The following is a 26,175-nucleotide window of genomic DNA, read 5'->3' on the forward strand; positions in this document are numbered from 1 at the left end:
AAAGTGGGAACCGGATGAGTTCTCTTTATCCGGCCTTCTGCGGTTGCCAGTCGGCTGGCGCGTCCACCGGGATGTTGTAGTCGCGCAAGGCGGCCAGCACCAGACTCATCTCGGTGCCGCCGCTGCGGGCCAGCGCCAGCAGATGCTGCGCAAGGGCGGTGTCACCCTGCGCACGGGCGGACAGCTGGGCGAAGTTCTGCACCTGCCAGATCAGGTTGCGGCGAGCGCTCTTGGCGGCTTCCTGCTGCGCCGGGTCGGTGGCCAGTACTTCGCGCAGATGCAGGCCGAGCGAGCGGGCGAGCGGGCTGGAGCTCCAGTCGAGAATGCCGGCGAGCTTGAGGCAATCGTCCTTCACCGCCTGATCGTCGCCGGCGCTTTCGCACAGGCGCGCGGTGGCCTGCAGACCCGGTTGCGGCTGGGTCGAGGCCAGGCCGAACACCATCATCACTTGCACGCCGGTGGCGCCGGTGGGCGACAGCGGGTTGATGATGGACGGCGGGGGCGGCAGCACAGAGACATTGGTCGCCAGCGCTTTCAGGCTGATGCCGGTGTAGTCGTCATAGAGCTTGGTGGTGGCGGCCTTGGCCAGATCTTCGCGGGCGGCGTCCTTCTTGCCGTCGCGGCCGTCCAAACCGAGCTTGAGCAGCCATACGGCGGCGTTGTCCGGCGCCTGTTCCACCAGCTTGGCCATCGCGTCGGTATTGGGGCAGGCGTCGGCCTTGGCGTCGCAGTCGCTGAGGCGGGTCCAACTGACCGCCGGAGTAGTGTCGTCGGTCTGCGCTGCGCGCTCGATCAGGCTATGGAAATCGTTGTACTTCGGCTGATTCGGCAACGGCCGGGCCAGCAGGGCCGCGCCCAGCAGCGGCAGCGCGTTCGCCCGCGGCGCCAGCACGCTGACCAGATCGCGCTGGAACGCCAGCAGGGCCTGGTTTTGCGTGGTATCGGCGGGCTTGGAGGCGTGGCTGGCCTTGGCATCCGGTTTGGCCGGCGACTTGGCGGCAAGGGCCGGGGTAATCGTCAGCACGCTGGCGAGGGCCAGGGCAAGGCAGCGCCATCCGCGCATGGTGTTCTCCAACCGGAACAAAGCGGGCAGGATACCGGGTGCGCATTAAGCCTGCCTGATCCATGGGTTCTGCCAGGCGGGCACAGCGGCCGTAGCTTGTTAGCATGGTCGCTTCCCGGCGCCGCTTTGGCGCCTGCGCTCCCGCCCCTGCGCCACACAGGAGATAACACGTGGATCAGCTTTCGATAATCGCCGACGGCAGGGCACCCTGGTTCGTGGGCTGGGGCAGCCTGGCATTGATCAATGCCGGCCTGGCCCAAGGCAAAAACCGCAGCGGACTGGTGTGGTTTCTGTTGTCGCTGGTGCTGGGACCGATCGCCACGCTGGTGCTGGTGATCCTGCCCAAGGTGCGCTCAACGTTGTTCTGAAACGCAGGAGCCCACCCTGGGGGCGACGGTGTCGAGACACCGTCGCCCCCAGGGTGGGCTCCTGCAGAGGGCGAATTATTCGCCCAGCGCTTCGCGCATGAATTCCGGCTGGGCCAGCGCGCCCTTGTGGATCTCGGCGTTGTAGTAGCGTGTAGCGAAGCTCTTGCTGATCGCGCCGCGCTCGCGGAAGCCGGCCAGGTCGCCACCCTTGCGCGCCATGGTGCAGCTCCACCAGCCGGTGGGGTAGCACGGCTGCGGGAACGGCAGCGTCTTGACCGCGTTGAAGCCGGCGGTGCGCATGGCCGAACGCATCGACTTGATCAGTTCGATATGCGCCAGCGGCGATTCGCTCTGCTGCACCAGGATGCCGCCATGGCGCAGGGCCTTGAAGCAGCTGCCATAGAACGCTGCGTTGAACAGACCTTCGGCAGGACCGACCGGGTCGGTCGAGTCGACGATAATCAGGTCCAGCGATTCCGGCTCGGCTTCGGCCATGTACTTGATGCCGTCGATGAACAACAGTTCGGCGCGCGGGTCGTGGTTGGAATCGCACAGTTCCGGGAAGTACTGCTCGGCGAGGCGGGTCACGCGCTCGTCGATTTCCACCTGCACGGCGGACTCCACTTCCTCATGCTTGAGCACTTCGCGCAACGTGCCGCAGTCGCCGCCGCCGATGACTACCACACGCTTGGCGCGGGCATGGGTGAACAGTGCCGGGTGGGTCATCATCTCGTGATAGAGAAAGTTGTCGCGGCTGGTCAGCATCACGCAGCCGTCGATCACCATCAGGTTGCCCCAGTCGGTGGTCTGATAGATCTCGATGGTCTGGAACGGGGTTTTCTCGGCATGAAGCAGCTTCTCCACGCGGTAACCGATGGAGGAGCCGGAAGCCTGGTGGGCTTCGGTGAACCAGCTGGGCTGCTGCGACATGGCGGATGTTCCTGACGACGCGTAAGTGTGAGTAAAGAACGGCAATTGTAGCCGCTTCGGGCGCGACCGTGCCGGGGCCCGATGCCGCACATCGTCACATTGCCCTATTACAATGTGCGCTTGGCCCCGCCGCACTTGCGGCCCGCGGGGCCGACAAGTCCGTTCCGGCCCCGCGGCGTGCGAGGCTTCCGGCTGGGGCGGATTCGTTATTCGTCAAGGCTCGCCGCTGCGACGACATGACCCCCGGGTGTCACACGCCCGCTGTAGAAGGAAACCCTGTCCATGTCGAAGCACTGGAATACCGACGTTGCCCGCCACACCTACGCTGTCCCTCACTGGAGTGACGGTTACGTGGACGTGGACGCGAACGGCCATATCGTGATGCGTCCGCGCGGCGCCAACGGCCCCAGTTTGTCCCTGCCCGAGATCGTCGATCGCGCTCGCGCCGAAGGTTTGCGCCTGCCGCTGCTTGTGCGCTTCCCCGACATCCTGGCCGACCGCCTGGCGCGCCTGCAGGGCGCTTTCGCCAAGGCCATCGGCGAGTGGAATTACGCAGGCGGCTATACGGCCGTCTATCCGATCAAGGTGAACCAGCAGCGCGGCGTGGCCGGTGAACTGGTTGCAGCCGGCGAGCACGGCTTTGGCCTGGAGGCCGGTTCCAAGCCGGAACTGATGGCAGTGCTGGCGATGGCGCGGCCCGGTTCGATCGTGATCTGCAATGGCTACAAGGACCGTGAGTACGTTCGCCTTGCGCTCATCGGCCGCAAGCTCGGCCTACGCGTGCACATCGTGATCGAGAAGCTCTCCGAGCTGGATCACGTCTTCAGTGAAGCTAAGGCGTTGGGTGTGGAGCCGCTGCTCGGCGTGCGCGTTCGCCTCGCCTCCATCGGTGCTGGCAAGTGGCAGAACACTGGTGGCGACAAGGGCAAGTTCGGTCTGTCGCCGAACCAGGTGCTTACGCTGATCCATCGCCTGGACGAGGCTGGCCTCAAGCACACGCTGAAGCTGCAGCATTTCCACATGGGCTCGCAGATATCCAATGTGCGCGACATCGCTTCCGGTATGCGCGAGGCCACGCGCTATTTCGTCGAGCTGCGCCAGATGGGTGTGCCGCTGGAGATTGTCGATGTCGGCGGTGGCCTGGGCGTGGACTACGAAGGCTCGCGCTCCCGCAGCCACAACTCCATCAACTACTCGATGGAGCAGTACGCCGCCACCATCGTGCAGTCGCTGGCTGAAGCCGTGGCCGAGGAAGGCCTGGCCGCACCGCACATCATCACCGAGGCCGGTCGCGCGATGACCGCGCATCACGCGGTGATGGTGGTCAATGTGACCGAGGTGGAAGAAGTGCCGGCCGGCACGATTCCACCGCCGCGCGACGATGAGCCTGCCGTGCTGCGTCGCCTGCGCGAAACCCATGACGAACTGGACAAACGTCCGGCGCTGGAACTGTTCCACGAGGCCCAGCACCACCTCGCCGAAGGCCAGACGCTGTACGCGCTGGGCCAGCTGGCGCTGGCCGACCGTGCGCAGCTCGACGAGATGTACTACGCCATTGCCAACGCCGTGCGCACCCGTCTGCTACCGGCCGAGCGCTCGCACCGCCAGGCGATGGATGAGCTGGACGAGAAGCTGGTCGACAAGTACTTCGTCAACTTCTCCGTGTTCGAATCCGTGCCGGACATTTGGGCCATTGACCAGATCTTCCCGATCGCGCCGATTGCACGCTTAAACGAAGAGCCGACGCGCCGCGGCGTGATCGTCGACCTCACCTGTGATTCCGATGGCCGCATCGATCACTACGTGGACGCCGAAGGTGTGGATGTGAGCCTGCCGCTGCATGCGCTCAATGAAGGCGAGAGCTACCGCCTGGGTATTTTCATGGTCGGCGCGTATCAGGAAACGCTGGGCGACATCCATAACTTGTTCGGCGATACCGACGCGGTGAACGTGCGCGCGGATGGCGATTCGTATGTCTTTGCGCATCGTCGCCGCGGCGACACTACGGATCTGATGCTGGATTACGTGGGCTACGATCTCGAAGCGCTGCGCCAAAGTTACCGCGAACGCATTGCCGCCGCGGGCGTGCAGGGCGATCAGGCCGAACAGTTGTTTGTCACGTTGAATGAAGGTTTGACCGGATATACCTATTTGTCGGAAGGCGTTCGCTGAGCCTATAGGAGCGCACCCTGTGTGCGACCGGCAGCGAGACGACCTTTCCGTACATTTATCGCGCACAGGGTGCGCTCCTACAAATCGTCCCCAAGCAAGGAGAGGTCATGGCAAGTCTCGACGGAAAGGTCGCGCTGATTACTGGAGCGGCAAGTGGCATCGGCAAGGCGATTGCCGAGCTGTATGCCAAGAATGGCGCGGCCGTGGCGATCGCCGACATCAATCAGCAGGCGGCCGATGCAGCCGCGGCTGAAATCAACGCGGCCGGCGGCAAGGCCATCGGTGTGGCGATGGACGTCACCGACGAGGCGGCGGTGAACGCCGGCACCGACAAGGTGGTGGCGGCGTTCGGCCGGCTGGACATTCTGATCTCCAACGCGGGTGTGCAGATCATCAACCCGATCGATCAGTTCGCCTTTGCCGACTGGAAGAAGATGTTGGCGATCCATCTCGATGGCGGCTTCCTCACCACCAAGGCCGCGCTGAAGTACATGTACAAGGACAAGCAGGGCGGCACCGTGATCTACATGGGTTCGGTGCACTCGCATGAAGCGTCCAAGCTCAAGTCCGCGTATGTCACCGCCAAGCATGGCCTGCTTGGTCTGGCTCGCACCCTGGCGAAGGAAGGTGCGCCGTACAACGTGCGCTCGCATGTGATCTGTCCGGGCTTTGTGCGCACGCCGCTGGTGGAGAAGCAGATTCCCGAGCAGGCCAAGGAGCTGGGCATCAGCGAGGCCGACGTGATCAAGAACGTGATGCTCAAAGACACCGTGGACGGCGTATTCACCACGGTCGAGGACATCGCGGAAACCGCGCTGTATCTGGCGGCATTCCCCTCGGCGGCGCTGACCGGGCAATCCTTCGTGGTCAGCCACGGCTGGTACATGCAGTAAGCGCTTGGCGTCCCGCCACGTCTGGCGGGACGCCGCTTCAGTGCTTTGCATGGAGTGCGCGCCGATGGCGCGCACCGAGCGGAACTGCCACAAGGATTCCCGATGAAGATCGCCGACGTCAAAGCCAACGCGTTTGCCATGCCGCTGACCAGTCCCGCATTTCCACGTGGGCCCTATCGTTTCGTCAACCGCGAGTTCCTGGTCATCACCTATCGCACCGATCCGGATGCGCTGCGGGCTGTGGTGCCCGAGCCGCTGGAAATCGGTGAGCCGCTGGTGAAGTACGAATTCATCCGTATGCCCGATTCCACCGGCTTCGGTGATTACACCGAATCGGGGCAGGTCATTCCGGTCAGCTTCCGTGGTGAGCACGGTGGTTACGTGCATTCGATGTACCTCAACGACCACCCGCCGATTGCCGGTGGACGTGAGTTGTGGGGCTTCCCCAAAAAGCTCGCCAGTCCGGCGCTGGAGACCGAGATCGATACCCTGGTGGGCACGCTCGACTACGGCAAGGTACGTGTCGCCAAGGCCACCATGGGTTTCAAGCATCGCGACGCGGATCATGCCGCGGTGCTCGCCTCGTTAGCGGCACCGAATTTCCTGCTCAAGATCATTCCGCATGTGGATGGCACACCGCGCATCTGCGAACTGGTGCGTTACTTCACCACTAACGTCACTCTGAAGGGCGCATGGGCGGGGCCGGCCTCGCTGGAGCTGCATTCGCACGCACTGGCACCGGTCGCCGACCTGCCGGTACTCAAGATCGAATCCGCGGTGCACTTCATCACCGATCTCACCCTCGATCTCGGTACGGTGGTGCACGATTATCTGGCGGAGGCGTGATTCGATGAGCGACGACAAGAGCAGTGCGAATGCGCAGGCCGTGGCGAAGGCGGTGCGCGATACCTACCCCACCGTCGCACTGGTGTTGCAAGGTGGTGGTGCGCTTGGCGCTTACCAGGCTGGTGTATATCAGGCGCTGGCCGAGGCGGATCTGCGCCCCAGCTGGATTGCCGGTATCTCTATCGGCGCGCTCAATGCGGCAATCATCGCGGGCAATCCCATCGGACACCGGGTGGAGCGGTTACGCGAGTTCTGGGAAACCATCTGTCGGCCGCCGTTTTTCCCCGCCACGCCGGCGCTCGACTACAGCGCATGGCCGTTGCCGTTCCAGAATGGGTTCAGCGGCATGGCGGCATGGCGCGCGTTGACGGAAGGACAGTCAGGCTTCTTCTATCCGCGTGTGCCGCCGCCGTTTCTGCAACGGTCGGCCAGCCCTGCCACCGTCAGCTGGTATGACACTTCACCGCTGCGCAGCACGCTCGAGCGGTTGGTGGATTTCGATCTCATCAACGACAAGCGTTCGATGCGTGTATCGGTGGGCGCAGTGAATGTGCGCACCGGCAACTTCGCTTATTTCGATAACCGCCAAGGGCCGCTACGCGTCGAGCACTTCATGGCATCGGGCGCCTTGCCACCGGGGTTCCCCGCGGTGGAGATCGATGGTGAGTTCTATTGGGATGGCGGCATGGTGTCGAACACGCCGCTGTACAAAGTGTTGTCGGAGCGGCCTTGCCATGACGCGCTGATCTTTCAGGTGGATCTGTGGCGGGCTACCGGTCAGCTGCCGCGCGATCTCGCTGGCGTGGCCGAACGCGCCAAGGAGATCCAGTACTCCAGCCGCACGCGCCTGATCACCGAGTACATGCGCCTTACGCAGGAGAATCAGCGCCTGGTGCATGACCTGATGGCGCTGGTGCCAGAGGAGCGGCGCGGCGATCCGGCTTATCGCCGTGCGGAGGCCCGTGCCTCGGGGGCGCTGACCAACCTGATTCATTTGATCTATAGCGATAAGCCGTACGAAGGGCATTACAAGGATTACGAGTTCAGTGCGAGCAGCATGCATACGCATTGGCAGAGTGGATTGGGCGATATGCGGCATACGTTGTCGCATCCGCGGTGGCTGGAGGCTCCGGACGCGGAGCATCCGTTCGTGACCCACGACGTTCATCGGGGTTGAGTGTTTGCGCCCTCTCCTTCCGGGAGAGGGCTGGGTTGAGGGGTGGGTGCTCGCGACACCCTTTCCTACTCGTCATTCCGGCGTAGGCCGGAGGCGCTTTTCAACAGCGAAGCTGGTCATCCAGTGGCGTTGTCGCTCGGTCTTAGCGTCTGCGTGCTCTGGCTCGCCTGCGGCGGGCTTCCGAACCGCTGCCGCGGTCCGGGTCACTTTCTCTTTGCTGGCCCAAAGAGAAAGTAACCAAAGAGAAATGGCCTGAGAGCAGGCGGTGTGCTCTGTAGCTACACACTTTTCCAGTGTCAGGCGTTGGGATAGCCTTCTTCAATCTTGATCGCCCATCCCTCACGGCCGCACAGGGGCGAAGGTCAAAGGCAAGAGCCCAAGTAAAGAGAACTTTGCCTCGCACCTCATTTACTATAGACGTCCAAATCGCGAGCTCCATTGCGATGCGTTCGCTTTATATCTCCTAAGGAAACTTCAATGACTCTCAAGGCGGCATTTATCGGGCTCGGTGCGATGGGTGCGCCGATGGCGGGGCATCTGAAGTCGAAGGGGCTGTTGTATGCGGTGGCTAATCGCACGCAGTCGAAGGCGGATGCTCTGGCGCGGGAGTTGGGGGTGCTAGCGCCTTCACTGGCGGAGTTGGCGGCGCAGTGTGATGTGGTCGCACTGTGTGTGACGGCTGACGCGGATGTGCTTGCCACGGTGGATGCGTTGGCGCCGCATCTGAAAAAGGGCGCGGTGGTGGTCGATCACTCCACGGTTTCTCCCGACACCGCGAAGCAGGCGGCGGCGAGGCTGGCGGCGGTTGGGGTGGGTTTTCTGGATGCGCCGGTTTCCGGCGGCGTTGAGGGTGCGAAGAACGGCAAGCTTTCGGTGATGGTGGGTGGTGACGCGCAGGTATTGGAGAAAGCGCGGCCGGTGCTGGAAGCGTACGCGCTGCGTGTGACGCATCTAGGCGCGGTCGGCGCGGGGCAGGCGACCAAGGCGGTGAATCAAGTGTTGGTGGCGGGCATTGCGCAGGCGGTGTGCGAAGGCCTTGCGCTTGGTGAGGCGCTGGGTCTGGAGGCTGAACACCTGTTGCCGACGCTGGGCGCCGGCGCGGCTGGCAGCTGGTTCCTGGAGAAGCGTGGCGCCACCATGCTGCGCAACGAGTTCAGTGTCGGATTCAAGCTCGCGCTGCTGCATAAGGATCTGGGCATTGTGCATGGCATTGCTGAAGCCGCCGGCACGGATCGCACAGTGATCGAGAAGTCGCTGGCCGATTACGCCGAGCTGATGAGCCAGGGCTATGGCGACGACGATATCTCGGCCTTGATTCGCCTCAAGCGAAAGGGCTGAGGAGCATGATCGCCAGGCCGGGCGGCGGCTTGCCGCCCGGTACGCTTGGGTATATAGGTGGCGCGCCTGCGCGGGGGTAGGACGCTGTGCCGTGGCAGGAATGCAAGCCGTTCTCCACTTTGCACTGAGAGGGGATCATGGATATAGCCAGCTTGGTTGTTCAATTGGTCAGTGGCGCCGTTGGCGGCAATGTCGCCGGCGCGGCACTCAAGAACTTCAACCTTGGCACGCTTGGCAATTCGTTGGCCGGCATCGTCGGCGGCGGTATCGGGGGACAGATTCTGTCCGCCGTGCTTGGCGGTGGAGCGGGAGCAGCGGCTGCGGGAGCGGCCGGAGGAGGGATGGATCTCTCATCCATCCTGACGCAAGTCGGCGGCGGCGGCGTGGGCGGCGCCATCCTGATGATCATCATCGGATTGATCAAATCGAAGATGGGCAAATCGACTACGTGATTCCAAACAACAAGGGCGCCATCGGCGCCCTTGTTGTTTCAGCATGTTTGTTTGCCGTAGCGGTTCGCTTTACCTGCCTTCCTTCAAGGCAATGGCATTGATACCGGCCGAAGACAGGCGCTGCTTGGTCGACTCCAGCTCGGTCGCCGACTTGAACGGACCGAGGCGCACGCGGTTGTAGGTCTGGCCGTTGACGTTGACCGAGGCCACGTTGGCGACAAAACCCTGCAAGGCCAGCTTGGCCTTCAGGCTTTCCGCGTCCGCGGCGCTCGGGAAGGCGCCGACCTGCAGCAGATAACCACCGCCCGACGCCGCCGGCGGAGCAGCCGGCGCGGGTGCGGCGGTGACGTTCTCAGTCACGGCAGTCGGCGTGTTGGCGGGCGGGCGTTGCGCGGCGGCCTGTTGCTGCGCCTGTTGTGCCGCCTGGGCCTGTTGCTGCGCAAGCTGCTGCTGTTTCTGCTGCTCGGCGCGAGCCTGGGCGCTGATCACCGCGTCCGGGATGCGTACTTCCTTTTCCGACAGCACCGAATAGAAATCAAACTGCGGCTTCTTCGGCGCCGGCGCGGATTCGGTGGCGGCCGGTTCGACAGCGCCGGCATCGCTACCGTGCTGTGCCGTGGCTTGCGCGTTCGGCTGCGGAGCATCGCCGGGCCGCGTACCCATCGGCAGTTTGCCGCGCATGGCGAACATCAGCACGGCACCCACCAGGATGCCGATAACGGCCCAGCCCCAGGCCGGGAACCCACCGCCGTTGTTGCGCACGGCCTGACGGCCTTTGCCCTTGCGTGCTGCCATTTACATGCTCTCCGGGGCGCTGAGGCCCAGCAAATCCAGACCGTTCCTGAGTACCTGCCGTGCCGCCACCACCAGGGCGAGGCGCGCGTCGCGCAGGTCCTTGTCTTCCACCAGGAACTGGTACGAGTTGTAGTACGTGTGGAATGCGTTCGCCAGCTCGCGCAGCCAGTTCGCGATCACGTGCGGCTCGAGGTTCACCGCGGAAGCCTCGACCTGCTCCGGATACTTCGACAGTTCGGTCAGCAGGATCTGCTCGTGCTCGTTGTCCAGCCGCGCCAGCTGGGTCAAACCATTTTGCAGATCGAAGGTGAACCCTTTCTCGCCGGCCTGACGCAGCACGCTGCATACGCGCGCGTGGGCGTACTGGATGTAGTAGACCGGGTTGTCGTTGCTCTGCGAGCGAGCCAGGTCGATGTCGAACACCAGTTGCGAATCGGCCTTGCGCGATATCAGGAAGTAGCGCGTTGCATCTTTGCCGACTTCATCGATCAGGTCGCGCAGAGTGACGTAGCTGCCGGCGCGCTTGGAGATCTTCACCTCTTCGCCGCCGCGCATCACCGTCACCATCTGGTGCAGCACGTATTCCGGCCAGCCCTTAGGGATGCCGCAGTCCAGCGCCTGCAGGCCAGCCTTTACGCGGGCGAGCGAACCGTGGTGATCCGAGCCCAGTTCGGTGATGGCGCGCACGTAGCCGCGCAGCCACTTGCTGCGGTGGTAGGCCACGTCGGGTAGGAAGTAGGTGTAGGTGCCGTCGGACTTGCGCATCACGCGGTCCTTGTCGTCACCGAAATCGGTGGTGCGCAGCCACAGCGCGCCACCTTCCTCATAGGTATGGCCGTGGGCGACCAGCTCGCGCACGGTCTCCTCGACCTTGCCATCCGAGTACAGCGACGACTCAAGGAAGTAAGTGTCGAACCCGACGCCGAAGGCCTGCAGGTCCAGGTCCTGCTCGCGGCGCAGGCTGGCCACGGCGAACTGGCGGATGGCGTCGAGGTCTTCGACGTTCTTGGCGCCCGTGATGGTGTGGCCGTCGGCCACCACCGATTCGCCGGCCATATAGGCCTTGGCCACGTCGGCAATGTAGTCACCGCGATAGCCGTCCTCCGGCCAGCCGGCATCGCCAGGGCCGAGGTCGCGGGCGCGCGCCTGGGTGGAGATGGCCAGGTTCTGGATCTGCACGCCGGCGTCGTTGTAATAGAACTCGCGCTTCACGGCCCAGCCGTTGGCGTCGAGCAGGCGGCTCAGGCAGTCGCCGATGGCCGCCGCGCGGCCGTGGCCGACATGCAGGGGGCCGGTCGGGTTGGCCGAGACGAATTCCACGCCGGCGGTGACGCCGTTGCCGCTGGTGTTGCGACCGTAAGCGTCGCCTTCTGCCAGGATGCGACGCACCTCGGCGTGATAGGCACCCGGTGCCAGGAAGAAGTTGATGAAGCCCGGACCGGCGATTTCCACTTTGGCCACCAGGTCATTGGCCGGCAGCGCAGCGACCAGCTTTTCCGCCAGTTCGCGCGGCTTAGCGCGGGCCGGCTTGGCCAGCAGCATGGCCGCGTTGCTGGCGAAGTCGCCGTGGTCGCGGTTGCGCGTGCGCTCAATCACGAAGTTCGGCACTTCGAGCTCGGCGGGCAGGGTGGAGTCGTTCTGCAGGGTACGGATAGCCTGCAGCAGCAAGTCGCGCAGCGGTTGTTTCACGGGAATGGGTCGGGCTTCGATGGAACCAGTAATCGTATCAGAGCCACATCACCGTCTCCCCACACGAAAGCGGTTGCACTGGCGCGGCTTCTCCGCGTGCTGCGTTGCGAGCGCCTGGCCTGTGGATAAGTCTGTGAGGAAAGCTGGCGCGCGGCGAACGTGTAGCGCGATTTCCCGAGCGGAAATGCAAGTGTCATGAAAATAATTCTATCTAATCAAATAGTTAGAGAGACAATCTGATGGCTTCGACACAAGGTGGCCGGCAAGGGCCGTTTTTGCGTCCGTGTGCATAAGTTGGGCCGTCCCAAAGTTGGCGCTTGCACCATGGGTGACGTCATGCTCCTGTCATGCGGCGCCGCGACAATGCCGCCCGTACCCCCAAGCACCCTCCCCGCGGACGGGGTACGCGAGATGCCGTCACTCTCACCCTCCCCAAAAACGGCCTAACGGCGCGGTCCCCAACCGCGCCGTTGTTCTTTCCGGAGTTGGCGCCAGTCCCCAGGAAAGCAGCGAGCTGCACGAAGTCGGAGGACAGGGCTTAGAGCATCCCCAGCGCTGCCATCGAAACCGGCTCGTCAGCACCGATGACCAAGTGGTCGAGCACACGCACGTCCACCAGCTGCAAGGCATCGCGCAGTGCGCGAGTGATGGCGCGGTCAGCGCTGCTGGGCTCGGCCACGCCCGACGGGTGGTTATGCGCCAGGATCACCGCGCTGGCGTTGTGCTTGAGACAGGCGCGGACCACTTCGCGTGGATGCACACTGGCGCCGTCCACCGTGCCGCGGAACAGCTCTTCGAAGGCCAGAACACGGTGCCGGTTATCCAGATACAGACAGGCGAACACTTCGTACGGCAAATGCCGCAGGCGGGCGCGCAGGTAGTCGCCGCTGTCGCGTGGGTTGCGCAGGCCGGCGCCGAGGGTGAGCTGTTCGCCCAGCGAGCGCCGGGCCAGCTCCAGTGCGGCGACCAGGCGAGCCCGTTTGGCAGGGCCGATGCCGGGGCTTTGCGTGGTGTGGTCGGGGTCGGCAAGCAAGGCGTGGAGGCCGCCGGCGTTGCCGATCAGCTCGCGCCCCAGAGTGATGGCGTCCTTGCCGCGTACGCCGCTGCCCAGTAGCACGGCGATCAACTCGGCGTCGGAAAGCCCGTGGGTGCCGCAGCGCAGGAGTTTTTCGCGGGGGCGTTCGCCCTCCGGCCAGTCACGAATACTCATGAGCCCAGCGTGCCGGATCGCGGTGCGTCCGGGCAGCAGTGGAGTGAAGTGAATCCGGTAAGCTACGCATCTGCCCGTTTGTCAGGCCCGTCTTACATGCAACTTGCCAATCGCCGCATCCTGCTCGGCGTGTCGGGCGGCATCGCCGCCTACAAGTCCTGCGAGCTGGTCCGCCGCCTGCGTGACCTCGGCGCCGACGTGCGCGTAGCCATGACCAAGGGCGCCACCCATTTCGTCAGCGCCACCACCTTCCAGGCATTGTCCGGCCAAGCGGTGCGGGTGAGTCTGTGGGACGAACAGGCCGAGATGGCGATGGGTCATATCGAGCTGGCGCGCTGGGCTGAGCGGATCATCATCGCGCCGGCCAGCGCCGACCTGATCGCGCGCCTCGCGCATGGCATGGCCAGCGACCTGCTGACCACGCTGTGCCTGGCCAGTGCCGCGCCGCTCTATGTGGCACCGGCGATGAACCAGCAGATGTGGGCGCATCAGGCGGTGCAGGAAAACGTGGCGACTTTGCGTCGCCGTGGCGTGCACTTGCTTGGGCCGGCCTCGGGCGACCAGGCCTGCGGCGACATCGGTTCCGGTCGCATGCTCGAGCCGCTGGAGGTGCGTGAGGCGCTGGTGGCTTCCTTTGGCAGCGAGATGCTGCGCGGGTTGAAGGTGGTTGTGAGCGCGGGGCCGACCTACGAAGACATCGACCCGGTGCGTTTCATCGGCAACCGCAGCTCCGGTCGCATGGGCTTCGCCGTGGCCGAGGCCGCGGCGCAGGCTGGCGCGGCGGTGACTCTGGTGGCCGGCCCGGTGACCCTGGCCACGCCGCCCGGCGTCGCGCGTCGCATTGATGTGCGCAGCGCTGCCGAGATGCACGCTGCGGTGCTGGCATCGGCCACGCAGGCGGATATCTATGTGGGTGCCGCGGCGGTGGGTGACTATCGCCCCTCCACAGTCGCCTCTCAGAAGCTCAAGAAGCACGACGGCGCCGGGCTGACCCTGGAGCTGGCCGAGAATCCGGACATCCTGACCAGTCTTTCTGCGCAAACCGTGCACCCCTTCCTGGTCGGATTCGCCGCGGAAACGCATGATGTGGCGTCCTATGCGCAGGACAAATTGCAACGCAAAGGATTGGACATGATCGCCGCCAACCAGGTGGGGGACGGCCTCGGTTTCGAGGCGGCCGACAACGCATTGAACCTGTACTGGGCCGGCGGCTCGGTAGAGTTGCCGCGCGCCAGCAAGACCGAGCTTGCGCACCAGCTCGTCGCGCAGGTTGCGCAGCGCTACAAGGCGGTGCGCCAGTGACGGTGAGGTCATCGGCGGTCGACGTCGAGCTGAAAATTCTCGACCCGCGCCTGGGCCAAAGCATCCCGTTGCCGCAGGCGGCCACTATCGGTAGTGCCGGTATGGATCTGCGCGCGGCTGTCGATGCGCCGCTTACCCTGGCGCCTGGCGAAAGCGCCCTGGTGCCCAGTGGCATCGCCATCCATATTGGCGACCCCGGCTGGTGCGCCCTGATCGTGCCGCGCTCGGGGCTGGGCCATAAGCATGGTCTGGTGATGGGCAATCTAGTGGGCGTGATCGACGCCGACTACCAGGGTCCGCTGATGATTTCCTGCTGGAACCGCGGCACGCAGCCTTACACGATCGAAGTAGGCGATCGTATCGCCCAGCTGCTGCTGGTGCCGGTGGCGCAGGCGCGCTTGAACGTAGTGACGGAATTCGCGCCATCGCAGCGGGGCGAAGGCGGTTTTGGTTCGACGGGCGTTAACTGAATCACCACCTGTAGGGGACAGGGTATGGCGATAGACATCGCAAGGGGGCTGCGCGGCCGGCAGATCGACTGGCGGCGCCTGTTATGGCTCGCAGCCGGCACGCTGCTGATGTTGCTGGGCTTGTTCTGTGCTTGGCAGACCTGGTTGATCGCCGACGAAGACAGCGCGATTGCCCGTGTGCACCTGGCGCAGGATCAGGTCGTGCAGGCCATGGCGGGCGAACTCGCTGAAGAACGCGGTGTGCTGGAACATGCCCTGGCCGGACTGGATCCCGCGACCCTGCAGGCCGCCCCCGCGCAGGCCGCGGCATCGCTACGCAGCAAGCTGCCGCAGATCCAAGTGCTGGAATTCTTCAGCGGTAGCCTCGACGAAGTGCTACATGCCAACTACCGCGAGTTCGGCTATGCCAAGGCGGCGCAGCTGATGGCGGCGCAGACCGCGGATGGCGCCACGCTGGCACAGACCATGGCCAAAGGTGGGAACGATCGTCGCCTCACCCTGGTGTTGCCGGTCGGCGCGGCGCAGCGACCGCAGGCCTGGGCCTGGTTCGAGCTGCCGTTTGCACCAATGCAGGCGCGTTTTGACGCCATTCTGCCGACAGAGGGCAGACTGGAGCTTCGTCAGGGCGATAATCGTGGCGATATGCGCCTGCTGGCCAATGGTGCGGCATCCGCTACCAACGAGGCACAAGGCAAGCCGGTGGCCGGCAGCACCCTCAACGTGGTGGCGGCTTTGCCGGGCGCTTACATCCTGTTGCCGCGTTTTTGGCCGCTGACAGCCTTGCTGGCGCTGCTGGGATTGGGCGGTGGCGCTTACCTGTTATGGCTGCGCGATCGTTTGCCTGGCCAACGCAAGACCGAACCCGAGGAACCGATTTTGTCCGACGTCATTGATAACACCCCCGAGCCGGCCAAGCCGGCACCCAGCCGCCCCGCCAAGCCCGCGATGGCGCCGGCCGCGCCAGTCAGCGTGGATCCGACCATCTTTCGCGCCTATGACGTGCGCGGCGTGGTCGGCAAGAGCCTGACCCGGGACGTGGCCCAGCTGCTTGGCCAGGCGATCGGTACGGTGATGCGCGAGAAAGGCCTGCACGAGATCGTGGTGGGCCGCGATGGCCGCCTGTCGGGTCCCGAACTGGCTGGTGCCTTGTCGGACGGCCTGCGCGAAGCGGGCATCGACGTGATCGACATCGGCGCGGTGCCCACCCCGGTGGTCTATTACGCGGCCTACCGTTTCAACACCGGCAGCGGTGTGGCGGTCACCGGCAGCCACAACCCGCCCGATTACAACGGTTTCAAGATCGTGGTCGGTGGCGAAACGCTGTCCGAAGGCGCCATCCAGGATCTGTATCAGCGCATTGCCTCCAACGCACTGGAGCGCGGCGGCAAGGGCAGTCTGCGCCATATCGATGTGGTGCCGGACTATATCGAGCGCATCACCTCCGACGTGCAGGCCGAGCGCCGCATGAAGATCGTGGTCGACTGCGGCAATGGCATCCCGGGCGCCGTGGCGCCGCAGGTGCTGGAAGGCATCGGCTGCGAGGTGATCCAGCTGTATTGCGATGTGGACGGTACTTTCCCGAACCATCATCCGGACCCGTCGGATCCGCATAACCTGGAAGACCTGATCCTTGCCGTGAAGAGCACCGGCGCCGATCTGGGTGTGGCCTTCGATGGTGACGGCGACCGCCTTGGCGTAGTCACCAAGGCTGGCGAGATCATCTTCCCGGATCGCACGCTGATGCTGTTTGCGCGCGACGTGTTGTCGCGCCAGCCGGGTGCCACCATCATTTATGACGTGAAATGCACCGGCCACCTTAGAGGCCAGATTCTCGATGCTGGCGGCAGTCCGCTGATGTGGCGCACCGGCCACTCGCTGATCAAGAGCAAGATGCGCGAAACCGGTGCCGAGTTGGCCGGCGAAATGAGTGGTCACTTCTTCTTCAAGGAGCGCTGGTACGGCTTCGATGACGGCATTTACGCCGCGGCCCGCCTGCTCGAGATTCTCGCCAGTGATCCAGAAGAGCGCACGCCTGAAGCGATTTTCGCCACGTGCCCGAAGGGTGTTTCCACGCCCGAGCTGAAGATCGAGATGGCAGAGGGGGAGCATTACAAGTTCATCGAGAAGTTCCGCCAGAGCGCGACCTTCGGCGATGCGGCGCTCACCACCATCGACGGCGTGCGCGCGGACTGGCCGGACGGCTGGGGACTGGTACGTCCGTCCAACACCACGCCGATCCTGGTGCTGCGTTTCGACGCGGATAACGAGGCTGCGCTCAAGCGCATCCAGAACGTGTTCCGCGAACGGCTGCACGCGGTCGATCCGGCGCTCAAGCTGCCGTTCTAAGGCGGCAGCCGCTTCGTTTCAAAAAGAAACGCCACGCGATGCGTGGCGTTTTTTCTACTGGCCTTTGGCCTGAGCGGCCTTCAATTCGCGGTAGTGCTGCAGTTGCTGCTCCATCTTCTGGGCAGCGGCGTCGCGCGCGGCCTGCTGGCGATCCAGTGCACCGCGTTGACCGGCGACGATGCTGCGCTGTTTGGCGATGCTGTCGTTGAGGAACTTCGGCACCGGTTGCTTGGCGCGTTCGAGGTCGCCAGCGCGGGTCAGTAGGTCTGTCAGCGCTTTTTCCTGGCTGTGCAGGTTGAGGCGAGTCGTACTGATCTGCTGGTCGACGTTGTCCAGCTCCTGTTGCAACGTGGCTTTATAGGCGGCCTCGTTGGGATAGGCCGACAACATCTGCGAGTCGTTGCGGACGCGTTCCTGGGCGGCTCGTTGCTGTGCCGCCAGCTCGTCAGCCTGCTTGCGTGCGGCGGCGCGTTCCTCAGGATTGAGCTGGCGCTCGATGTGCTGGATCACCAGGCCGCGGTCATTGACCACGTCGTAGCCATACTTGATGGCATCGGTGGTAAGGCTGTCGCTGTAGTGCGGCAGACCTTGGGCATCGCGCCATTTGTAGCGCGTGCCATTGCTGTTCGGATTGCTCTGCGCCATCGCAGTAAACGAACTGGCCGCCAGTATGGCGGTGGCGATCATGAAACCGGCTTTACGCATGGACTTCCCCCTTGAGCGCGGGAGTATAGCCTTCACCAGCGCGGGTTCCGGCGACGTCAAGGTTGCCGCTGTGACGCGGTTCTCTCCGGCGGCCAGTGAAGGGATTCATGCGCTGACGCCGTAGCGCTCCCGATAGGCCTGCAGGCGCGCATGCTCGCTGGCCAGCTCTGGGCGCTCGCCTGCGTAAGTCATGACATCGACGAGGCTGGTGATGGCGATCACTGGAATGCCGAATTCGGCCGTGACCTCCTGCGCCGCGGACAGCGAGCCCTGCCCACGTTCCTGGCGGTCCAGTGCAATCAATACGCCGGCTGGCGTGGCGCCTTGGGCACGGATCAGCGCCAGCGATTCGCGCACGGCGGTGCCGGCGGTCATCACGTCGTCCACGATCAGCACGCGGCCCTTCAGCGGTGCGCCAACCAATACGCCGCCTTCGCCGTGGTCTTTGGCTTCCTTGCGGTTGTAAGCCCAGGGCAGGTCGTGGCTATGGTGGTCGGCCAGCGCGATGGCTGTGGCGGCCGCCAACGCGATGCCCTTGTAGGCAGGGCCAAACAGCATGTCGACCTCAAGTCCGGCATTCACCACGGCGGCGGCATATGCGCGGCCCAGGCGTGCCAGTGCTGCGCCGGAGTCGATGCGGCCCATGTTGAAAAAGTACGGACTCTGGCGACCGGATTTGAGTGTGAATTCACCGAAACGCAGCACTTCGCGCTGCAGGGTGAGTTCAATGAAATCGCGCTGGTAATCGTGCACGGCAGGTCTCGTAAGCAGGGGAAACTAGGGGAGCGGGCGCCACATCAGATGCTGCGGTCCGGAACGGCCGCCATGGTACAGCGCCCCGCTATCCACGAAGCCGGTACGCTGGTAGAGCGCCAATGCCGCGAGGTTGCGGCAGTTCACGGTCAGCACCAGCAGGCGCGCGTCTGGATGTCGCGTAGCCAGATCTCCGCACAGCGCCTGGAGAGCGGGCGCGCCGAAGCCGCGGCCTTGCCAGCGGGTGTCGATAAAGAACGAGCGCAGTCCCAGCGCGGGCACGTCGAAATCGCGGTCCGCCACACTGCGGGCGCTGTGCTCGATGCGGTAGTAACCCATCGGCGTATCTCCGTGCAGGATCGCCATCGGCGTGCTGGCGGGACATTGCTCGGCGTCGGCCAGCGATACGTCGATGGGACTGACGTAAGCGTACTGCTCTGGCTGTACGTGCAACCCGAGTACGGCGGAACGAAGCGCGGCGTCGACAGGGGTGACGCGAATGGCTGGCAGGGCGGACATGGTTGCTATGATGACGCATCACCTGAGGACCTCGCATGCGCATCATCAGCCTGAACGCCAACGGCATCCGCTCGGCCGCGACCAAGGGCGTGTTCGAATGGCTTCGCAAGCAAAAGGCCGATGTGGTCTGCCTGCAGGAAACCAAGGCGCAGGAGGATCAGCTCAGCGACCCCATGTTTCGTCCCGATGGGCATCATTGCTTCTATCGCGATGCCACCAGCAAGAAGGGCTACAGCGGCGTGGCGATTTACGCCAAGCGCGAGCCGGACAAAGTGCTGACCGAGCTGGGCTGGGACGAATTCGACAATGAGGGGCGCTATATCGAAGCGCGCTTCGGCAATCTCAGCGTGGTGTCGCTATATGTGCCATCCGGTTCGTCCGGCGACGAGCGCCAGCAGTTCAAGTTCAAGGTGATGGAATGGATCACGCCGATCTTCCAGCAATGGCTGGAGAGCGGGCGCGACTACGTGATCTGCGGCGACTGGAACATCGTCCATACCAAGAACGACATCAAGAACTGGAGCTCCAACCAGAAGAATTCCGGTTGCCTTCCCGATGAGCGTGCGTGGCTGGACCTGTTGTTCCAGCAGCGTGGTTGGGTCGACAGTTTCCGTGCTTTGAAGCCTGAGGCGGTCGAATACACCTGGTGGTCCAACCGCGGCCGTGCCCGTGAGAACAATGTGGGGTGGCGCATCGACTACCAAGTGGTGACGCCTTCGCTGCGCGACCGCTTGAAAGCCTGCTCGGTCTATCGCGACGAACGTTTCTCCGACCACGCGCCGTTTATTGTCGACTATGCCGACTGAGATGGCGGCAAAACCGGCCGCTGCGGCCAAGCCCGCGCGGCTGTCAGTGTGGAGAGCGTTTTCGCAGCCCGCGGCCTGGACCATGTTTCTGCTCGGCTTTTCGTCCGGGCTGCCCTTTCTATTGGTCGCCGGTACGTTGGCGTACTGGCTCAAGGAAAAGGGCATCGAGCTGAAAGACATCACGATGATCGCGAGCGCGGGTATGACTTACGCGTTCAAGTTTGTCTGGGCACCGTTGCTCGATCATTGGAAGCTTCCTGGATTTCGGCGCCTCGGGCAGCGCCGCGGCTGGTTGTTATTCGCGCAGCTGGGTGTGACGGCTGGGCTGCTCGCCATGGCGGCGCTGACGCCGACACAGCTGGCGCCATTCGTTGGCGCGACGCTTACGGTGGCGTTCTTCGGCGCCACTCAGGACATCGCGGTGGACGCTTACCGCATTGAGATCGCACCGGTAGAAGCCCAGGGCGCGTTGGTAGCAACATATTCGCTGGGCTATCGCATCGCGCTGATCGTGGCTGGCGCATTCGCGTTGATTCTGGCTGACCACGTGTCGTGGAGCTGGGTCTATGTGGCCATGGCCATCGGTATGAGCCTGCCAATCGCGACCACTCTGATGTCGCGCGAGCCGGACGTGGTTCGCGTCAAGCCGCGTAGCTGGAGCAAGGCTATGCGCGAGGCGGTGGTGGACCCCTTCACCGATTTCTTCCGCCGCTATGGCTGGCATATTGCCGGCGTAACATTGTTGTTCATCCTGCTCTTCAAGATTCCCGAGCAGGCGACCATCGGTGGTGTGATGAGTCCGTTCTACCGCGACATGGGTTTCTCCAAGACCGAGATCGGAACCATCACCAAGATCTACGGCATATGGATTGGCATCGTCGGCGTGTTTATTGGCGGTGCGGCGGTGGCGCGCTGGGGTGCGTGGCGCACCCTAGGGGTAACCATCGTGCTCTGTGGCGTGACCAACTTGCTGTACCTCCTGGTGATCGCACATCCCGGGAATCTGCTGGTGCTGACCCTGGTCATCTCCTGTGAGAACCTGACGCTAGGCATCCTGGGGCCACCGACGGTGGCGTTTCTTTCGTCGTTGGTGAATCGCCAGCACACGGCTACGCAGTACGCGCTACTCAGTTCGATGGTGAACTTGCCGGGCAAGTTGCTGGGTTTCTTTGCCGGTGGCATCGCCATGTCCACGGGCTATGGCGCGTACTTCATCATCACTGTGGTGGCGATCCTGCCGGCGACTCTTCTGTTCTTGTATCTGTGGCCCTATCACCGGGGCGCCGAGCGGGCGCGGGAAGCAGGCGAAACGGGCTAGGCGTGCCGGTTTCCGGCTAAATTCCGGGATTGCCAACCACGCCGCGAATTTAGCCAAACGGCCGACTTGCCAGCTGGCGGCGCCGTGATCACCATGCCCTATCAGGGGGCCATGCGTGGATTGCGGAGTAGCGCCTGTGCCAGACATCGTCATTCGCCATATCGACAGCCTGATGGCCGAGCGCATCAAGTCGTTGGCCAAAGACAGGCAATGGTCGATCAATGATGTTGTGCTGCACGCATTGCGGCACGGTCTGGGTATGGCGACCACGGGCAACATCTTTGCCGAGACCATGCTCGATCCTGGTGAGCTGACGGTGCTGAGCGGCCAGTGGGATGCCAGGGAGAAGGCGGCGTTCCAGGAGGCCATTCAAGCCTTGTCACTGGCGCAACCGACGCAGCTTTCGCCGGCAAACCTGGCCTTGGACGAACCCTTAGGCTGAAGCCGGATAGATAGCACCCAGCACGCGCGGCCCGCGCGCGCCGGTAACGGCCGGCAAGTTGCCGGGTAATCCCAACAGGCGTTGCCGCGCCAGCCAGGCAAAGGCGGTGGCTTCCAGGTAGTCCGGATCTACGCCGTAGCTCGCCGTGCTCTCTACCGTCCGCGGGGCCAGTAATTCCGCGAGTCGCCGCATCAACAGTCCGTTGTGCACCCCGCCACCACAGGCAAGGACATCGACCGCATCCGGGGCGCAGTGCTGGATCGCTTCGGCCACGCTGCGCGCGGAAAACTCCAGTAGCGTCGCTTGCACGTCGGCTAAAGCAAGCATGGCGACACGCGGATGAGCGTCCAGCCACGCCAGGTGAAAATGCTCACGGCCGGTGCTTTTGGGCGGAGGCAGAGCAAAGTAGGGATCTGCCAGCAATGCGGCAAGCAAGGCCCGATCCACTACACCGCTGCGTGCAAACTCGCCGTCACGGTCGAACGCTTCGCCACGATGGCGCAGGCACCAGGCATCCATCAGCCCGTTGGCAGGGCCGGTGTCGAAGCCGAACACTCGGCCATCGGCGCCCAGCACGGTGATGTTCGCAATGCCGCCGAGGTTGAGTACCACGCGGGTCTTCCCTGCGATGGAAAGCAGCATCGCATGTACGGCTGGCAGCAAGGGCGCGCCTTGGCCGCCGGCTGCGACGTCGGCGCGGCGGAAGTCCGCGACCACATCGATACCGCAACGCTCGGCGATCACCGAGGGGTCGCCGATCTGGAGCGTGAAGGGGTGCTCGCCATGCGGTCGGTGCCGCAGGGTTTGACCGTGCGAGCCAACGGCGCGCACGGCCGATGGCGGCGTGCCGTTGTGTTTAAGCAGGCGCTGCGTGGCTTCCGCAAAGCACTGGCCGATGGCGACATCCAGCCGACCATAAGCATCGAGATCGAGACGGGTTTCGTCCTGCGCCACAGCGAGAATGCGAGTACGTAATTCCGTCGGCCACGGATGGGTAAGCGCGGCCACTAATTGCGGTTGGTTTTGCTCGAAGCGAACCAGCGCGGCATCGATGCCGTCGGCGCTGGTGCCGGAAATCAGGCCGATATAAAGCGCTGCGGCGTCATCCACGTGTAACCCGGGCTCAGTCGTCGTTGCGGCCGCTGGCACGAGCCAGCTTCACGTTCGCATCCAGCGCCTTGAGGCGTGCCAGTTGCGGCTGGACCACCTGCGACTTGAACTTAGCCAGTTGCACGCCAGGCAGGGGTTCGGGCTTGGGCAGGGTGACCTTCTGCGGATCGCGCTGGACGTTGTTGACGCGGAATTCGTAATGAAGGTGTGGACCAGTGGCGAGGCCGGTCATACCGACAAAGCCGATCACGGAGCCCTGGCTCACGTGCTGTCCGAGCTTTACGTTGGCGAACTTGGACATGTGGCCATAGGCCGTACTGATCGAGCTGTTGTGCTGAATGATCACGAAGTTGCCATAGCCATTCATCCAGCCCTTGAACTTCACCACGCCATCGCCCGCCGCATGGATCGGCGTGCCGGTGGGCGCGGCGTAGTCCACGCCTTGGTGCGCGCGCATGCGGCCGAGAATCGGATGCATGCGCGCTGCGCTGAACTGCGAGGAGATGCGGGTGAAGTCCACCGGAATGCGCAGGAACGATTTCTGGATCGGGCGGCCGTCCTCACTGAACCAGCCGTAGCTGCCGTCGTCCTTCTTGAAGCGGTAGGCGGTGTAGCGGTCACCCTGGTTCACGAACTCGGCGGCAACGATCTCGCCCTCGTGCAAGTAAGCGCCATCGCGATATACGTCGTCGTAAATCACGGTGAAGCTGTCGCCTTCGCGCAGGTCCTGCACAAAGTCGATGTCGTATTTGAAGAGTTCGGCTAGCTTGAGCACCATTGCATTGCTCATGCCCGCCTTTGAGCCGGCGGCGAACAGCGAGCTGTCGATACTGCCGTGGACCACGTGCTCGCGACGCTCCACTTCGCGCGTCTGCGCGGTCATCGTGGGCTTGTCACCGTCGAAACGGACGATGGCGCGATTGGATTCGTCTTTGTCGAAACGGATGCCGCGCAGGCTACCGTCGCTGCCGAGCAGGAAGTCGAACTCCTGACCAGGATGGATGTTGTGCAGTGCCTTTGCATCGCGCGCTTCGTCCATCACGCGCTGCAGATCGGTGAGGCTCAGGCCCTGGCTCTGGAAGATGTCGGACAGAGTCTGGCCAGGTTGTACCTGCACGATGTGCCAGTCTTCCACCGTCGGAGCATGGACGGTGGTTGGCAGCGCTTTGGGCAGGGCCAGCGGCAGCATGGTGTGGGCGGCGGGCGCCGGGTCCGGGCGCATGGCGCTGGCCCAGGCGGGAATGATGAAGCCGGAAAGTGCGGTGATCAGCATTGCGGTGCCGGCAAGCATCCAGCGTTCGCGATGCCAGCGGATCGGCTCGGCGTCAGCGTGATTACAGAACGACCAATGGGAGAAACGTTCGTAGAAATGGGAGTGCCGGCGCTGCGCCTTACGGCGGATAGCCTGCTTGCGCGCCGCGCGCGCGATCTGTGTTTCCTCTCCCATGCCCTGCGTGCCCCGCGGTACAAATTATGTAATGCCGCGTACCATAACGGCCATGTGTAAATGGCGTCAACGCCTTTTCCATCAATGGTTTGCGCGATCTTTCCGATTAACGCACAATTAACGCAGCGACGTGGCGGCCGTCGGTGGTTTGGCTGTCTAGACAATCAAGATTTGAGGACGACATGAACGAGCTTGAGCAGGCCCTGGCTACCATTGCGCGAGGCGCCGACGAGATCATCAAGCAAGAGGAATTGGTCGAGCGGCTCAAGAGCGGGCGTCCGCTGCGCATCAAGGCGGGCTTCGATCCGACCGCACCGGACCTGCACCTGGGTCATACGGTGTTGTTGAACAAGATGCGCCAGTTCCAGGATCTGGGGCACCAGGTGATTTTTCTTATCGGTGACTTCACCGGCATGATCGGCGACCCCACCGGTAAGAACGTGACTCGTAAGCCGCTGACGCGTGAAGATGTGCTGGTTAATGCCGAAACTTACGCAGAGCAGGTCTACAAGGTGCTCGATCGCGACAAGACCGAGCTGCGCTTCAACTCCGAATGGTTCGGCCAGATGACTGCGGCCGACATGATCAAGCTCGCGGCCCAGCATACGGTGGCACGCATGCTTGAACGCGACGACTTCGCCAAACGCTATGCCGGGCAGCAACCGATCGCGATCCATGAATTTCTGTATCCGCTGGTCCAGGGTTACGACTCGGTGGCACTCAAGTGCGACGTCGAACTCGGTGGCACCGACCAGAAATTCAATCTGCTTATGGGGCGTGCGCTGCAGGAACATCACGGCCAGCCGCCACAGATCGTGCTGACCATGCCGCTGCTGGAAGGCCTGGATGGCGTCAACAAGATGTCCAAGTCGCTGGGCAACTACATCGGCATCAACGAGCCGGCGATCGATATGGTCACCAAGACCATGAAGATCGGCGACGACCTGATGTGGCGCTGGTTCGAGCTGCTTAGCTTCGAGGTGTCGCTGGACGAGATGGCACAGATGAAGAGCGCCATAGAGAGCGGCGCTCTGAATCCGCGCGACGCCAAGCTGCGTCTCGCACGCGAACTGGCTGCGCGCTTCCACGGATTGGCTGCTGCTGAGCAGGCTGTCGCCGGCTGGCATGCCGTGGTGCGTGGCGAGGGCGATACCAATCTGCTGCCGCTGACCGAGATCGTTGTGCCCGCGGAAGGTCTCCGACTCCCGGCATTGCTTACGGCGGCGGGGCTTACGTCGAGCAACTCGGAAGCGAACCGCAAGCTCAAGGAGCGTGCAGTGCGCGTCGACACAGAAGTTGTGGAGGATGCTCAGCGAGTGTTCGAGGCGGGCTTCGAGGCTGTGCTGCAGGTAGGTAAGCGCAACTTTGCCCGTGTTGCTTTGAAGCTCGCTTGAGCCTGAGTGGCGGATATTTTCCGCTCACTCGCCTCGCTGCTCGCATGCGCCTCATGTAAGAACAAGCGCTTACGGAAAACTTCAAAATAATTTCACAAAATCTCTTGCCAAAGTGGGACCCCCTCCCTAGTATTCGCCACCCCGCCGCGACGCATCTTCTTCGCACGGCAACCACCACTGAAAAAAACTTTCGGCGGGTGTTGACGGACAGAAAGATCGATGTAGAATGGGCGGCTCACCCGGGACGAAACGTCTCGGGGCGATCGGAAGAGATGGTCGCAAGTGATTGATCTTTGACAGTGTGCGCAGGTGACTTGTGTGGGCGCCTTGCGGTGGATGGTAACTCTGTCCATATATGCAAGCGTCTAACCTAAGAGTCAATTCAAAAGCTTGACGTTTTATGGTTAGGACTAACGCTTCAGAAAGATAGATCAAGTTCCTGCCTTCGGGTGGGGATGCGGTCGAAAACTTAAGTGAAGAGTTTGATCCTGGCTCAGATTGAACGCTGGCGGCATGCCTAACACATGCAAGTCGAACGGCAGCACAGCAGTAGCAATACTGTGGGTGGCGAGTGGCGGACGGGTGAGTAATGCATCGGGACCTGCCCAGACGTGGGGGATAACGTAGGGA

General features: G+C 63.3%; 24 protein-coding genes and 1 rRNA gene. 15 read left to right on the plus strand and 10 right to left on the minus strand.

Features of this window, described 5'->3' with window-relative positions; genetic code table 11:
• Positions 1-25: 25 nt before the first annotated feature.
• Positions 26-1,063, minus strand: a complete 1,038-nt coding sequence (locus BM338_RS06660) for a hypothetical protein (protein WP_090449997.1) — start codon at positions 1,061-1,063, stop codon at positions 26-28.
• Between the two features lie 170 nt (positions 1,064-1,233).
• Between BM338_RS06660 and BM338_RS06665 the strand changes: the two genes are divergently transcribed.
• A complete protein-coding gene (locus tag BM338_RS06665; RefSeq protein ID WP_090449998.1) occupies positions 1,234-1,431 on the plus strand; it encodes an antitermination protein NusB in 198 nt (65 codons plus the stop codon).
• Between the two features lie 75 nt (positions 1,432-1,506).
• On the opposite strand, the gene speE is transcribed toward BM338_RS06665, so the two are convergent.
• Positions 1,507-2,361, minus strand: a complete 855-nt coding sequence (gene speE, locus BM338_RS06670; protein ID WP_090449999.1) for a polyamine aminopropyltransferase — start codon at positions 2,359-2,361, stop codon at positions 1,507-1,509.
• A 282-nt stretch (positions 2,362-2,643) separates the two neighbouring features.
• On the opposite strand from speE, the gene speA reads away from it, so the two are divergent.
• From speA to BM338_RS06700, 6 genes are all read left to right on the plus strand, one after another.
• The gene (gene speA, locus BM338_RS06675; protein WP_090450000.1) at positions 2,644-4,533 is read left to right on the plus strand and encodes a biosynthetic arginine decarboxylase; all 1,890 of its coding nucleotides are present in this window, start codon (positions 2,644-2,646) and stop codon (positions 4,531-4,533) included.
• 107 nt (positions 4,534-4,640) lie between these two features.
• On the plus strand, positions 4,641-5,426 hold the full coding sequence (locus BM338_RS06680) for a 3-hydroxybutyrate dehydrogenase (RefSeq protein ID WP_090450001.1): 786 nt from the start codon (positions 4,641-4,643) through the stop codon (positions 5,424-5,426).
• A gap of 102 nt (positions 5,427-5,528) precedes the next feature.
• Entirely contained in the window at positions 5,529-6,272 is a 744-nt protein-coding gene (locus BM338_RS06685; RefSeq protein ID WP_090450002.1) for an acetoacetate decarboxylase, read from the plus strand.
• A gap of 4 nt (positions 6,273-6,276) precedes the next feature.
• Positions 6,277-7,449 carry a DUF3734 domain-containing protein gene (locus BM338_RS06690; protein ID WP_090450003.1) on the plus strand — a complete coding sequence of 391 codons (1,173 nt, stop codon included), beginning with the start codon at positions 6,277-6,279 and terminating at the stop codon, positions 7,447-7,449.
• Positions 7,450-7,926: 477 nt separating this feature from the next.
• Positions 7,927-8,787 (plus strand): NAD(P)-dependent oxidoreductase, encoded by an 861-nt coding sequence (locus tag BM338_RS06695; RefSeq protein WP_090450004.1) that lies wholly within the window; start codon positions 7,927-7,929, stop codon positions 8,785-8,787.
• Between the two features lie 137 nt (positions 8,788-8,924).
• Positions 8,925-9,239 carry a hypothetical protein gene (locus BM338_RS06700; RefSeq protein ID WP_090450005.1) on the plus strand — a complete coding sequence of 105 codons (315 nt, stop codon included), beginning with the start codon at positions 8,925-8,927 and terminating at the stop codon, positions 9,237-9,239.
• Positions 9,240-9,308: 69 nt separating this feature from the next.
• Here the strand turns inward: BM338_RS06700 and BM338_RS06705 are convergent, their stop codons facing one another.
• From BM338_RS06705 to radC, 3 genes are all read right to left on the minus strand, one after another.
• The gene (locus BM338_RS06705) at positions 9,309-10,034 is read right to left on the minus strand and encodes an SPOR domain-containing protein (RefSeq protein WP_090450006.1); all 726 of its coding nucleotides are present in this window, start codon (positions 10,032-10,034) and stop codon (positions 9,309-9,311) included.
• The gene (gene argS / locus BM338_RS06710) at positions 10,035-11,723 is read right to left on the minus strand and encodes an arginine--tRNA ligase (protein ID WP_090450007.1); all 1,689 of its coding nucleotides are present in this window, start codon (positions 11,721-11,723) and stop codon (positions 10,035-10,037) included. It lies immediately after the preceding gene.
• Positions 11,724-12,261: 538 nt separating this feature from the next.
• A complete protein-coding gene (gene radC, locus BM338_RS06715) occupies positions 12,262-12,933 on the minus strand; it encodes a RadC family protein (protein WP_090450008.1) in 672 nt (223 codons plus the stop codon).
• Between the two features lie 96 nt (positions 12,934-13,029).
• Here radC and coaBC point away from each other — a divergent pair, with 96 nt between their 5' ends.
• The 3 genes from coaBC to BM338_RS06730 are packed head-to-tail and all read left to right on the plus strand — an operon-like array spanning position 13,030 to position 17,051.
• Complete coding sequence (gene coaBC, locus BM338_RS06720; protein WP_090450009.1) at positions 13,030-14,235, plus strand: bifunctional phosphopantothenoylcysteine decarboxylase/phosphopantothenate--cysteine ligase CoaBC; 1,206 nt, start codon at positions 13,030-13,032, stop codon at positions 14,233-14,235.
• Positions 14,232-14,705: a dUTP diphosphatase gene (gene dut, locus BM338_RS06725; RefSeq protein WP_255367203.1), complete on the plus strand. Its 474-nt coding sequence runs from the start codon at positions 14,232-14,234 to the stop codon at positions 14,703-14,705. Before coaBC ends, dut begins: the two co-directional genes overlap by 4 nt.
• Before the next feature lie 24 nt (positions 14,706-14,729).
• Positions 14,730-17,051 carry a phosphomannomutase/phosphoglucomutase gene (locus tag BM338_RS06730; RefSeq protein ID WP_090450010.1) on the plus strand — a complete coding sequence of 774 codons (2,322 nt, stop codon included), beginning with the start codon at positions 14,730-14,732 and terminating at the stop codon, positions 17,049-17,051.
• Between the two features lie 54 nt (positions 17,052-17,105).
• On the opposite strand, the gene BM338_RS06735 is transcribed toward BM338_RS06730, so the two are convergent.
• From BM338_RS06735 to BM338_RS06745, 3 genes are all read right to left on the minus strand, one after another.
• A complete protein-coding gene (locus BM338_RS06735; RefSeq protein ID WP_090450011.1) occupies positions 17,106-17,756 on the minus strand; it encodes a DUF4124 domain-containing protein in 651 nt (216 codons plus the stop codon).
• Positions 17,757-17,861: 105 nt separating this feature from the next.
• Positions 17,862-18,509, minus strand: coding sequence for an orotate phosphoribosyltransferase (gene pyrE, locus BM338_RS06740; RefSeq protein ID WP_090450012.1), 648 nt, complete (start codon positions 18,507-18,509; stop codon positions 17,862-17,864).
• Positions 18,510-18,533: 24 nt separating this feature from the next.
• Positions 18,534-19,028: a GNAT family N-acetyltransferase gene (locus BM338_RS06745; RefSeq protein ID WP_090450013.1), complete on the minus strand. Its 495-nt coding sequence runs from the start codon at positions 19,026-19,028 to the stop codon at positions 18,534-18,536.
• Positions 19,029-19,063: 35 nt separating this feature from the next.
• On the opposite strand from BM338_RS06745, the gene BM338_RS06750 reads away from it, so the two are divergent.
• The 3 genes from BM338_RS06750 to BM338_RS06760 all read left to right on the plus strand — a co-directional run bounded on the left by BM338_RS06750 (position 19,064) and on the right by BM338_RS06760 (position 21,594).
• Positions 19,064-19,834: an exodeoxyribonuclease III gene (locus tag BM338_RS06750; RefSeq protein WP_090450014.1), complete on the plus strand. Its 771-nt coding sequence runs from the start codon at positions 19,064-19,066 to the stop codon at positions 19,832-19,834.
• Between the two features lie 82 nt (positions 19,835-19,916).
• The gene (locus tag BM338_RS06755; RefSeq protein ID WP_090450149.1) at positions 19,917-21,152 is read left to right on the plus strand and encodes an AmpG family muropeptide MFS transporter; all 1,236 of its coding nucleotides are present in this window, start codon (positions 19,917-19,919) and stop codon (positions 21,150-21,152) included.
• Positions 21,153-21,288: 136 nt separating this feature from the next.
• On the plus strand, positions 21,289-21,594 hold the full coding sequence (locus BM338_RS06760; RefSeq protein WP_090450015.1) for a hypothetical protein: 306 nt from the start codon (positions 21,289-21,291) through the stop codon (positions 21,592-21,594).
• Here the strand turns inward: BM338_RS06760 and BM338_RS06765 are convergent.
• Both BM338_RS06765 and BM338_RS06770 read right to left on the minus strand, forming a co-directional pair.
• Positions 21,586-22,704: an anhydro-N-acetylmuramic acid kinase gene (locus tag BM338_RS06765; protein ID WP_090450016.1), complete on the minus strand. Its 1,119-nt coding sequence runs from the start codon at positions 22,702-22,704 to the stop codon at positions 21,586-21,588. The two genes, BM338_RS06760 and BM338_RS06765, sit on opposite strands and share 9 nt — an antisense overlap.
• A 13-nt stretch (positions 22,705-22,717) precedes the next feature.
• Positions 22,718-24,151, minus strand: coding sequence for an OapA family protein (locus BM338_RS06770; RefSeq protein ID WP_090450017.1), 1,434 nt, complete (start codon positions 24,149-24,151; stop codon positions 22,718-22,720).
• 182 nt (positions 24,152-24,333) lie between these two features.
• Between BM338_RS06770 and tyrS the strand changes: the two genes are divergently transcribed.
• Both tyrS and BM338_RS06780 read left to right on the plus strand, forming a co-directional pair.
• On the plus strand, positions 24,334-25,545 hold the full coding sequence (gene tyrS, locus BM338_RS06775) for a tyrosine--tRNA ligase (protein ID WP_090450018.1): 1,212 nt from the start codon (positions 24,334-24,336) through the stop codon (positions 25,543-25,545).
• A gap of 470 nt (positions 25,546-26,015) precedes the next feature.
• Positions 26,016-26,175, plus strand: a 16S ribosomal RNA gene (locus BM338_RS06780); the annotation flags it as partial.

This window comes from Dyella sp. OK004 (genome assembly GCF_900114495.1).
GTDB lineage: Bacteria > Pseudomonadota > Gammaproteobacteria > Xanthomonadales > Rhodanobacteraceae > Dyella_D.